The following is a 10,257-nucleotide window of genomic DNA, read 5'->3' as shown; positions in this document are numbered from 1 at the left end:
CCGCGCCTCGTCCGTCGAGCCGTCGGCCTCGTTGCGTAGCGCGCCTCCCACGGTCTCCGCGCGGTAGATGATCCTCAGCGCGTGAAGGGGTGACGCCGCTCCCGGGAACCGCTTTCCCGCCGGGATCACCTGCGAATCGATGCCGAGCAGCGCGCCGATGCGGGCCTCGTAGCCGGTCTCCTCGTCCACCTCGCGGCGAGCGGCGTCGATCGGGTCCTCTCCGGGGTCGATGCCCCCGCCCGGCATCGTCCATCCGCTCCGGCCGCCTTCGTTCCAGTGGGCGAGGAGCACCCTCCCCTCCGCATCGGTGATGACGGCGTACGCGGCGACCCGGATGTCCATGTCCGAAGCCTACGACCCGTGCTCTCGGGGCGGGCTGGGCGGCCGGGCGTACACTGTCCGGCACGCCTGACATCGCCACCTTCCTCACCACTTGGCGCGCCGATCCCCTCACGATCGTCGTGCTGCTCGTCGCGGGCGCAAGCTATCTCTGGGGCGTGAGAGCCGCGCGCCGCCGCGGGGTGGAGTGGCCGCTGACGCGCACGCTGCTGTTCTTCGGTCTGGGCCTCGGCTCGTACGCGGTCGTGGAGCTCGGATTCCTCGGCGTCTATTCCGGTGAGCTTCGCTGGGCATTCACGACCCGCATCGCACTGCTGATCTTCGTGGTTCCGGCCGGAGTGGTGGTGGGCCGCCCTCTCGAGCTCGCCGAGGCGGCGACCGGCCCGACCGGCGCGGCGCGCATCGCTCGACTCCTCGCCTCGCGGCTCGTGCGCCTGTTCGGAAATGCGATGTTCGCGACCGTCTTCGTCGCCGCGATCTTCTGCGTCTTCCTCACGCCTCTCGCCGGTGCCCTGCGCTCGAACCCGCTGACCGATGCCCTCCTGGGGGTGATCGTCCCGATTGTCGGGGTGGTTCTGGTCCTGCCGATGGCCGCGCTCTCCGCGGTGCACACCGGTCTGTTCATCACCATCGAGTTCCTGCTGGCCTTCGTCGAGCTGCTCATCGACTCGGTGCCCGGCATCCTGCTGCGACTTAACGACTCGGTGGTGGATGCCGCGGCCACCACGACCTCCTCGCTCGGGTGGTGGCCGAACCCCTTGCACGACCAGCACCTCGCGGGTGACATGCTGTGGTTCATCGCCGAGGTCGCAGACGTGCCGGTGCTCGTCATCCTGCTCCTGCGATGGATGCGCAGCGATCGACGCGAGGCCACCCAGTACGACGAGCTCGACGACGACGAGTACGAGCGTCTGACCCAGGAGCACCTGCGCGGGGGTCGCGCCGAGAGCGCCTGACCCGGCGTTCATCGGGTTGTGGAAAACCCCCTCGCGCGTCGGCGACGCGTGGCTAGCGTGGCGCTGTGTTGCCCGATGCGGAGGAGACGATCGCGCAGGTCGAGGCGGATGCCCGCCTGACCCAGGAGCGCGCTGACAAGATGCCGGCCTTCCAGGCCGCGATGGCGGAGGTGCGCGGCAGCGCGTACTCGGCCGCCAAGGACGTGTTCGTCGAGGTGGATGCCACCGGTCGGGTGACCGGCCTCCGCCTCGGCGATCAGGCCGTTGCGCGCGGTGCGCGACGGCTCACCCAGGAGATCCTCGCGGTGATCGCGGTCGCCCAGGACGACGTGCAGGAAAAGGCGCTGCGGCGCGTGTCCCGGTTGCTCGGTGACGACGACCCGATCGTCAGCGAGCTTCGCGCCGCGGCATCCGCGCCCGCCGTGGAGAGGACGACGTGATGGGCGACGAGATCGCGCTCGACTTCGACAGGCTGAGGCATCACGCCGCGCTCGTCGAATCCCTCGCCGACGACGTGACCCGGGCGATCGGCGCACTGCGCGGGGGCGATCTCGCCTCGGACGCGTTCGGCATCCTGTGCGCGTTCCTCGTGCCGCCCTCGCTCGCGATGACCGCAGCGGCCACCGGCATGTTCGGTACGAACGAGTCATTGCTGCTGCGCACGGCAGGGCAGCTGCGGGGCACGGCTCAGCAGTGGGAGCAGCTCGAGGCCGACATCGTCACGACACTGCATGATCTCGAGAGGGCGATGGACTGATGACCCCTTCTGCACAGACGCTCGCCGCCCCCTACGCGGGCACNNNCCCTCAGCAGCGCTGCAGCCGCCGCGGCCGATCCGATCGGAACGATCGCGAGCGCCGGACTCGGGTGGGTGATCAACCTTCTCGGCCCGCTCAAGTCCTGGCTGGAACAGCTCGCCGGGAGCGAGGCGAGTGTCAGCGGCGTCGCGTCCCAGTGGACGAGCGCGGGTGCGTCGATGCGCAGCGCCGGGTCGACGCTCGCCGCGCGGACGAGCGATCTCGAGGGGCTGTCGGGAGCGACGGTGATCGCGTATCTGCGGTTCGCGCAAGAGACGTCGCGTCAGTTGACCGCTTCCGGCGATTGGGCGGATTCGGTCTCGAGCGGACTGACGACGGCATCAGGTCTTGTGGCGCGCATGCAGAGCGTCGTGAAGTCGGCGATCTCGAAGGTGCTCGCCACGGCGATCGAAGCCATGGCGGTGGTGGCGGCATCCTTCGGACTCGGAATGGGCTACGCGATCGCCCGGGTCGTCACGCGCGTCAACGAGATGGTCAACAAGGTCGCGAAGCCCATCGTGCAGGTGCTGCGGTCGGTGAAGTCCCTCGTCGGCTTCGTGCAGCAGATGCGGTCCCTGTTCGACAGCACGTCGTCGCTCATCGCGACGCTGGCCGGCAACTCGCCCGCAGCGACGGTCGTGACCGCCGGCGGGACGGTGGATGCCGCGGCCGCGACGCAGCTCGGATCCACGGGCTATGACCGACTCACCCTCGCGGGCGGCGCTGCAGACCTCGACCGCACGCGCATCGACGCCGGGATGACCGGCGTCGGCGCCCCGGGCTCGGCGACGGGGGTCGCTGCACTCACCGTCGACGGCTCGTTGGGTGGAGGGGTATCCGGAGGAGCGGGCTTCTCGATCGCATCGGTCGGTGCGCCGACGAGCACGGGCATCTCCGCCGCGGGCCTCGTGGGATCGACCTCGGCGGGAACGGATCCCGCCGGAACCGTCGCCGGCACGACGGCCGCCGGTGCGGCGGCCGCGCGGATGATGCATCCCGGCGTCGCCGGATCGGGTCCGATGTCCGATCAGAGATCGGCCGCCCCGCAACGCGGGGGAAAGCGACGGGGCGTACGTATCGTCTCGGACGACGACGACTGAGTTCGCATCGGAACGTCGAACGGCCGGTCCTTCGGGACCGGCCGTCGTTGTGTTGTGGAGCCTAGGAGATTCGAACTCCTGACATCCTGCTTGCAAAGCAGGCGCTCTACCAGCTGAGCTAAGGCCCCGGAGGGAGAAGAGTGGGGCTACCAGGACTTGAACCTGGGACCTCTTCATTATCAGTGAAGCGCTCTAACCGCCTGAGCTATAGCCCCGTGCGACGGCTCGGCCGTCAACCTCCAAGACTTTACCCGACGCCTCCTCATTTCACGAATTCGACGTCGCCGATGCTCGCGGCGCAGGCAAGCCATGCCTTCGTTGCCGAGGCCCGATCCGGGTCGATTTACTGGACGCATGACCCAGGAATCCACGGAGCACGCCGAGCCGCACAACGGTGGTGTGAGCCAGCGTCTCAACTGGCTGCGCGCCGGTGTGCTCGGCGCGAACGACGGCATCGTGTCCGTCGCGTCCCTCGTCGTCGGTGTCGCCGGTGCGACGACCGACGTGCCCGCTCTGCTGACGGCCGGCATCGCCGGCCTCGTCGGTGGCGCCGTGTCGATGGCCCTCGGGGAATACGTGTCGGTGAGCAGTCAGCGCGACAGCGAGCGGGCGCTCATCGAGAAGGAGAAGCGCGAGCTGCTCGAGATGCCCGAGGAGGAGCTCGAGGAGCTCACGCAGCTCTATCAGCAGCGCGGGATCTCGCGGGAGACCGCGGAGAAGGTGGCGGCCGAGCTCACCGCTCACGATGCCCTCGCGGCGCACCTCGAGGTCGAGCTCGGCATCGACCAGGATGACCTGGTCAGCCCGTGGCAGGCCGCGTTCTCCTCGGCGATCGCGTTCACGGCCGGCGCGATCCTTCCGCTTCTGGCGATCCTCCTGCCGCCCCCGGGCCTGCGTGTGCCGATCACATTCGTCGTGGTGATCATCGCGCTGGCGCTGACCGGAACGATCTCCGCGAAGCTCGGCGGCAGCGGTCGCCGCAAGGCGGCGCTGCGCCTGGTGATCGGTGGCGCGCTCGCGCTCGTGGTCACCTACCTGATCGGTCACCTGCTCGGCACCGCCGGCATCGTCTGAGACGGTATGACGAAGGGCCCCGCCGTACGGCGGGGCCCTTCGTCATACCGTCGGTCAGTTCGAGGTGAACCCGACCAGCAGTCCGCCGGTCACCTTGACGGCGAAGTTGTAGATTCCCGCGACGACAGCGCCGAGCACCGTCACCACGATGAGGTTGATGATGGCGACGACCGCGGCGAAGGCGAGCACCTGCGGCAGGCCGATCGTGTGGCTGAGGATGAATGTGCCGCCCGAGATCGACGACGTGAACTCGTCGGCCTTCGAGAGCACACCGGTCGCCGCGACGGCGGCGTAAACCACGACATAGGCGACGACCGTCACGATCGCGAGCGCCACCGCGGCGAGGAAGGAGAGCTTCACAGCCGTCCAGAAGTCGACGTAGACCAGACGCAGTCGCACCTGCTTGGTGCTGGCGCCCTTCGAGCTGCTGGACTTCTTCGCGAGCTTGTCCGCTACGGTGCTCATGCCTCAGTGTTCTCCTCAGTACCTGCGTCGACGCCGTCGGACTCGGCCGGGGCATCGGATGTCTCGGCGAGACCTCGCTCGCCGTTGCGAGCGATCGCGAGGATGCGATCGTCGTCGTCGGGCCGGGCGAACACGACTCCCATCGTGTCGCGTCCCTTCGCCGGGACCTCGGCCACGGCAGAGCGTACCACCTTGCCACTTGCGAGAACCACGAGAACCTCGTCGTCCTCGCCCACGATGAGGCCGCCGGCGAGGTCGCCTCGGTCGTCGTGGAGCTTGGCCACCTTGATGCCGAGTCCACCGCGGCTCTGCACCCGGTACTGATCCACGTCGGTGCGCTTCGCGTAGCCGCCTTCGGTCACGACGAACACGAATCCTTCGTCGTGGACGACCGACGCCGACAGCAGGCTGTCATCCCCGCGGAAGGCCATGCCCTTCACACCTTCGGTGGAGCGACCCATCGGACGCAGTGCGTCGTCGGTCGCGGTGAAGCGCAGAGACATGCCGTGCCGCGAGATCAGCAGCACATCGTCGGACTCGTCGACGAGCAGCGCGCTCGTCACCTCGTCGCCCTCGCGCAGCTTGACCGCGATGACGCCGCCCTGACGGTTGGTGTCGTACTCACCGAGTCGCGTCTTCTTCACGAGGCCCGACCGCGTGGCCAGCACGAGATAGGGCGAGGTCGCGTAGTCGCGGATGTCGAGGATCTGCGCCACCTGCTCGTCCGGCTGCAGGGCGAGCAGGTTCGCGACGTGCTGACCCTTCGCATCGCGTCCGGCCTCGGGCACTTCATAGCCCTTGGCCCGGTACACCCGGCCCTTGGTGGTGAAGAACAGCAGCCAGTGGTGCGTGGTCGTCACGAAGAAGTGCTCGACGACGTCGTCCGCGCGCAGCTGCGCGCCCTTCACACCCTTGCCGCCGCGGTGCTGCGAGCGGTAGTTGTCGCTGCGGGTGCGCTTGATGTATCCGTCACGGGTGATCGTGACGACCATCTCCTCCTCGGGGATGAGGTCCTCGATGGACATGTCGCCGTCGAAGCCGAACAGGATCTCGGTGCGACGCTCGTCGCCGAACTTCTCGACGATCTCACTCAGCTCGTCGCGCACGATCGTGCGCTGGCGCTCGGGGCTCGCGAGGATGCCCTTGTAGTCGGTGATCTGCTCCTCGAGGGCGGATGCCTCATCCATGATCTTCTGACGCTCGAGCGCCGCCAGGCGCCGCAGCTGCATCGTGAGGATCGCGTCGGCCTGCACGTCGTCGATGTCGAGGAGCGTCTTCAGTCCTTCACGCGCGTCGTCGACAGTGGTCGACCGGCGGATGAGCGCGATGACCTCGTCGAGCGCGTCGAGCGCCTTGAGGTAGCCGCGCAGGATGTGCATGCGCTCCTCCGCCTTGCGCAGGCGGAACTGGGTGCGACGCACGATCACGTCGAGCTGGTGGTCGATCCAGTGGCTGACGAAGCCGTCGATCGACAGGGTGCGCGGTACGCCGTCGACGATCGCGAGCATGTTTGCGCCGAAGTTGTCCTGCAGCTGCGTGTGCTTNNNCCCGTGCGCTCGCTCGACTCGTCGCGTATGTCGGCGATGCCGGCGATCTTGCCGTCACGGGCGAGGTCGCGGATCTTGATCGCGACGTTGTCGGGGTTGACCTGGTACGGCAGCTCGGTGACGACCAGGCACGTGCGGCCCTGGATCTCCTCGACGTTGACGACGGCGCGCATCGTGATCGAGCCACGACCCGTGCGGTAGGCCTCGATGATGCCGCGGGTGCCGAGGATCTGCGCCGACGTGGGGAAGTCCGGCCCCTTGATGCGGGCGATCAGGGCGTCCTGCAGCTCGTGAGCGGATGCCTCGGGGTGCTCGAGCGCCCACAGCACACCGTCGGCCACCTCGCGCAGGTTGTGCGGCGGGATGTTCGTGGCCATGCCCACGGCGATGCCGACGGAGCCGTTGACGAGCAGATTCGGGAACCGGGCCGTGAGGACCTTCGGCTCCTGCGTCTGACCGTCGTAGTTGTCCTGGAAGTCGACGGTCTCCTCTTCGATGTCGCGCACCATCTCGAGGGCGAGCGGAGCCATCTTGGTCTCGGTGTAGCGGGGGGCGGCCGCCTCGAGGTTCCCGGCGGAGCCGAAGTTGCCCTGGCCGAGCGCGAGCGGGTAGCGCAGCGACCACGGCTGCACGAGTCGCACGAGGGCGTCATAGATGGGGGCATCGCCGTGCGGGTGGTACTGGCCCATCACCTCGCCGACCACGCGGGCGCACTTGGAGTACGACTTGTCGGGGCGGAAGCCACCGTCGTACATGCCGTAGATCACGCGTCGGTGCACGGGCTTGAGGCCGTCGCGCACGTCGGGCAGCGCGCGCCCGACGATGACGCTCATCGCGTAGTCGAGGTAGCTGCGCTGCATCTCCGACTGCAGGTCGACCTGGTCGATCCTGCCGTGGTTGTGCTCGGATGCCTCGTCGGGCCGGACGTCGTCAGTCATAGTCGTTCAATCTCGTTCGTGTGATCCGGGGCGCGGGGTGGCGGGCCTCAGATATCGAGGAATCGCACGTCCTTGGCGTTGCGCTGGATGAAGGAGCGGCGGGATTCGACGTCCTCTCCCATGAGGGTCGAGAAGATCTCGTCGGCGGCCGCCGCGTCCTCGATGGTCACCTGCAGCAGCGTGCGGGTGACCGGGTCCATCGTCGTCTCCCACAGCTCCTTCGGGTTCATCTCGCCCAGACCCTTGTATCGCTGGATGCCGTTGTCCTTCGGGATGCGCTTTCCGCTCGCGATGCCGTCGGCCAGCAGCGCATCGCGCTCACGGTCGCTGTAGACGTACTGGTGGTCGGAGTTCGACCACTTCAGGCGGTACAGCGGGGGCTGGGCGAGGTAGACGTAACCGGCCTCGATGAGTCCGCGCATGTAGCGGAAGAGCAGAGTGAGCAGCAGCGTCGTGATGTGCTGACCGTCGACGTCGGCATCGGCCATCAGCACGATCTTGTGATAACGGGCCTTCGTGATGTCGAAGTCCTCACCGATGCCCGTGCCGAAGGCCTGGATCATCTCGGTGATCTCCTTGTTGCCGAGCGCACGGTCGAGTCGTGCGCGCTCGACGTTGAGCACCTTGCCGCGCAGCGCCAGGATCGCCTGCGTGTGCGGGTTGCGCCCCTGCACCGCCGAACCGCCGGCGGAGTTTCCCTCGACGAGGAAGATCTCACTGATCGAGGGGTCCTTGCTCGTGCAGTCCTTCAGCTTCTCCGGCATCGACGCGGACTCGAACACGCTCTTGCGCCGCGCCGTCTCGCGGGCCTTGCGCGCGGCGATGCGCGCGGTCGCGGCGTCGATCGCCTTGCGCACGATGTTCTTCGCCTGTGCCGGGTTGCGGTCGAACCAGTCGCCGAGCTGGTCGCCGACGACCTTCTGCACGAACGCCTTGGCCTCTGTGTTGCCGAGCTTCGTCTTGGTCTGTCCCTCGAACTGCGGCTCGGAGAGCTTCACCGAGATGACGGCGGTGAGCCCTTCGCGCACGTCGTCGCCCGAGAGGTTGTCGTCCTTCTCCTTGAGCAGGCCCTGGGCGCGCGCGTACTTGTTGACGAGCGTGGTGAGCGCGGCGCGGAAGCCCTCTTCATGCGTTCCGCCCTCGTGCGTGTTGATGGTGTTCGCGTAGGTGAACACGTTCTCGGTGTACGAGGTGGTCCACTGCATCGCGATCTCGAGGGCGATCTTCTTCTCGGTGTCCTCCGAGTCGAAGTCGATGATCTCGTCGTTGACCGCTTCGATCTTGCGCACCGAGTTGAGGTACTGCACGTAGTCGACGAGTCCGCGTTCGTACAGATAGACGTCGCTGGGCTGACGGATGACCGGGGAGCCGTCGACATCCTCTTCGTACGCCTCGTCGGCACGCTCGTCACAGAGGGCGATGGTGAGCCCCTTGTTGAGGAAGGCCATCTGCTGGAAGCGCGTGCGCAGCGTGTCGTAGTCGAAGACGACCGTCTCGAAGATCTCGGGGTCGGGCCAGAAGGTGATGGTGGTGCCGGTCTCGTCGGTCTCCTCGCCCTTCGCGAGGGGGGCGACAGGGGCGCCGCCGGACGTGTACGACTGCCGCCAGACGTGGCCCTGACGCTTGACCTCGACCTCGAGACGTGTGGAGAGCGCGTTCACCACCGAGGAGCCGACGCCGTGGAGACCACCCGATACGGCGTAGCCGCCGCCGCCGAACTTGCCGCCCGCGTGCAGCACGGTGAGCACGACCTCGACGGTCGACTTGCCCTCTGTCTTGTGGATGTCGACGGGGATGCCGCGCCCGTTGTCGATCACGCGCACCGCACCGTCCGCGAGGATCGTCACGTCGATCGTGTCGCAGTAGCCGGCGAGGGCTTCGTCGACCGAGTTGTCGACGATCTCGTAGACGAGGTGGTGGAGGCCGCGGGGACCGGTCGATCCGATGTACATGCCGGGGCGCTTGCGCACCGCCTCGAGGCCTTCGAGCACCTGAATGGCATCGGCGCCGTACTCACCCGGCGTGGACGCGGGAGCCTTCTTCTCGGAGTTCTCGGGTCCGCTGGCAGGGTTTTCAGACGTCATAGGTTTCGAGCGCTCCGGATAGGTCGGCGATACCGGTCCAGTCTACCGCGCCGAGCGGTTTCGCGGGCCCTGTACGCCCGTATGGCGGGATGAAATGATCCGAGCCACCGACGGACGTGCCTCAGCCGTAGGTATCGCGAGGGCCGCGCCCTGGAACCGTTCTGGGGCCCCATTTCCACGAGGGGACGTCGGGTCCGATGAAGCGCACTGCGTCGACGCCCGCGTCCGGGAACCGTCGTGTGATCTCGCTGACGATCTGTGCGCGCATCAGCGTGAGCTGCTTCGCCCACGCGGTCGAGTCGCACTCGACGGTCAATCGGCCATCGTCGAGCGAGAGTGGTCGTGTGTGCTGCGCGGTCTCGGCGCCGGCGACCTCCCGCCACTGGAGGATGATGTCCTCTCGGGCGAGCGCCCCGGTCCACCCGGCATCGCGCGTCAGCGCGTCGACCACATCGCCGAGGCCCTTCGGATCGCGACCGGGCGCGAACGGGGCATCCTCGTCGTCGACCACGGGCCGACGGCCGCGCCGTTTCGCTCGCGGCGACGGCTCGAGACCGCGCAGTCGCCGATAGGTCGCGATGGTCTCCGGAACACCCGGTTCATCCATCGCTGACCCCGACGATCTGACCGCTGTCGATGCGCACCGTGCGCCCTCGGAGCGCCGCAGGCACATCGGCCTCCACAGCCGCCGTCACGATCACCTGCTCGAAATCGTGGATGACGCCGGCGAGCCGGGTGCGACGGTCGGCGTCGAGCTCCGCGAACACATCGTCGAGGATGAGCACGGGATCCCCCGTGGAGCGCTCTTCCCGCAGGAGCGCGGCGGAGGCGAGACGGAGCGACAGCGCCGCCGACCACGATTCGCCGTGCGACGCGTAGCCCTTCACCGGGAGTCCGCGCACGCTCACCAGCAGATCGTCGCGGTGCGGACCGACGAGAGTCAACCCCCGGTCGAGC

9 protein-coding genes, 2 tRNA genes and 3 pseudogenes are annotated in these 10,257 nt (G+C 67.9%); 5 read left to right on the top strand and 9 right to left on the bottom strand.

The window, feature by feature from the left end; translation table 11 throughout:
* On the bottom strand, positions 1 to 342 hold a 342-nt coding region (locus ASG00_RS14150; RefSeq protein WP_082482969.1), incomplete at its 3' end, for an NUDIX hydrolase.
* Between the two features lie 119 nt (positions 343 to 461).
* Between ASG00_RS14150 and ASG00_RS00750 the strand changes: the two genes are divergently transcribed.
* The 4 genes from ASG00_RS00750 to ASG00_RS00735 all read left to right on the top strand — a co-directional run.
* On the top strand, positions 462 to 1,295 hold the full coding sequence (locus ASG00_RS00750; RefSeq protein ID WP_056206147.1) for a cytochrome c oxidase assembly protein: 834 nt from the start codon (positions 462 to 464) through the stop codon (positions 1,293 to 1,295).
* Between the two features lie 65 nt (positions 1,296 to 1,360).
* Positions 1,361 to 1,735: a YbaB/EbfC family nucleoid-associated protein gene (locus ASG00_RS00745; RefSeq protein WP_056206144.1), complete on the top strand. Its 375-nt coding sequence runs from the start codon at positions 1,361 to 1,363 to the stop codon at positions 1,733 to 1,735.
* Positions 1,735 to 2,052: a hypothetical protein gene (locus tag ASG00_RS00740; RefSeq protein ID WP_045247916.1), complete on the top strand. Its 318-nt coding sequence runs from the start codon at positions 1,735 to 1,737 to the stop codon at positions 2,050 to 2,052. Before ASG00_RS00745 ends, ASG00_RS00740 begins: the two co-directional genes overlap by 1 nt.
* Before the next feature lie 46 nt (positions 2,053 to 2,098).
* Positions 2,099 to 3,192, top strand: a 1,094-nt coding sequence (locus ASG00_RS00735) for a hypothetical protein (protein ID WP_442922560.1), incomplete at its 5' end; no start/stop codon positions are given.
* Positions 3,193 to 3,247: 55 nt separating this feature from the next.
* On the opposite strand, the gene ASG00_RS00730 is transcribed toward ASG00_RS00735, so the two are convergent.
* Together ASG00_RS00730 and ASG00_RS00725 are read right to left on the bottom strand one after the other, a co-directional pair.
* Positions 3,248 to 3,320 (bottom strand) — tRNA-Ala (locus ASG00_RS00730).
* A 13-nt stretch (positions 3,321 to 3,333) separates the two neighbouring features.
* A tRNA-Ile gene (locus ASG00_RS00725) sits at positions 3,334 to 3,407 on the bottom strand.
* A gap of 139 nt (positions 3,408 to 3,546) precedes the next feature.
* Here ASG00_RS00725 and ASG00_RS00720 point away from each other — a divergent pair.
* On the top strand, positions 3,547 to 4,266 hold the full coding sequence (locus tag ASG00_RS00720) for a VIT1/CCC1 transporter family protein (RefSeq protein ID WP_045247914.1): 720 nt from the start codon (positions 3,547 to 3,549) through the stop codon (positions 4,264 to 4,266).
* 54 nt (positions 4,267 to 4,320) lie between these two features.
* Here the strand turns inward: ASG00_RS00720 and ASG00_RS00715 are convergent, their stop codons facing one another.
* From ASG00_RS00715 to ASG00_RS16075, 6 genes and pseudogenes are all read right to left on the bottom strand, one after another.
* Complete coding sequence (locus ASG00_RS00715; RefSeq protein WP_045247913.1) at positions 4,321 to 4,731, bottom strand: DUF3566 domain-containing protein; 411 nt, start codon at positions 4,729 to 4,731, stop codon at positions 4,321 to 4,323.
* A pseudogene (locus tag ASG00_RS16085) lies at positions 4,728 to 6,275 on the bottom strand (DNA gyrase C-terminal beta-propeller domain-containing protein); the annotation flags it as partial. The gene ASG00_RS00715 and the pseudogene ASG00_RS16085, both read right to left, overlap by 4 nt.
* Before the next feature lie 3 nt (positions 6,276 to 6,278).
* Positions 6,279 to 7,216, bottom strand: a pseudogene (locus tag ASG00_RS16080) (DNA gyrase subunit A); the annotation flags it as partial.
* A gap of 47 nt (positions 7,217 to 7,263) precedes the next feature.
* Positions 7,264 to 9,300 carry a DNA topoisomerase (ATP-hydrolyzing) subunit B gene (gyrB, locus tag ASG00_RS00705; protein ID WP_056206140.1) on the bottom strand — a complete coding sequence of 679 codons (2,037 nt, stop codon included), beginning with the start codon at positions 9,298 to 9,300 and terminating at the stop codon, positions 7,264 to 7,266.
* A 121-nt stretch (positions 9,301 to 9,421) separates the two neighbouring features.
* Positions 9,422 to 9,907 carry a DUF721 domain-containing protein gene (locus tag ASG00_RS00700; protein WP_056206138.1) on the bottom strand — a complete coding sequence of 162 codons (486 nt, stop codon included), beginning with the start codon at positions 9,905 to 9,907 and terminating at the stop codon, positions 9,422 to 9,424.
* Positions 9,900 to 10,257: pseudogene (locus ASG00_RS16075) on the bottom strand (DNA replication/repair protein RecF); the annotation flags it as partial. The gene ASG00_RS00700 and the pseudogene ASG00_RS16075, both read right to left, overlap by 8 nt.

This window comes from Microbacterium sp. Leaf351 (assembly GCF_001423825.1).
GTDB classification, from domain to species: domain Bacteria; phylum Actinomycetota; class Actinomycetes; order Actinomycetales; family Microbacteriaceae; genus Microbacterium; species Microbacterium ginsengisoli.
The sequence above is the reverse complement of the archived record's forward strand: the minus strand, read 5'-3'. Positions and strand labels throughout refer to the sequence as shown.